Origin of the sequence: Cohnella baijiui (genome assembly GCF_020731285.1) — a bacterium.
Taxonomy (GTDB): Bacteria; Bacillota; Bacilli; order Paenibacillales; family Paenibacillaceae; genus Cohnella.
Map to the genome: position 1 here is coordinate 1 of NZ_JAJFOW010000379.1, position 230 is coordinate 230.

Annotated in this window: 1 pseudogene; it reads left to right on the forward strand. The window is 40.4% G+C overall.

The features are described from left to right. A pseudogene (locus LKX83_RS33035) lies at positions 1-230 on the forward strand (methyl-accepting chemotaxis protein); the annotation flags it as partial.

Here is a 230-nt window from a genome sequence, read left to right on the forward strand (position 1 = left end):
AGTGCAGAAATATTAGATAAATCCATGAGTAAAGCAAATGATTCAGTTAGTGCGCTAGTCGCTACGATTCAACAAACAGCGGCAAATACGAATGTAACCGCAGGCAGTGTGGAGGAAATTTCAGCAGCGATAGAACAAATGTATGCTTCTATTCATTTAGTTTCCGAAAGTGCGAATATACTCACTACATCAGCAAATGAAACTTCTGCTGCTATCCAGGAGATGATGGC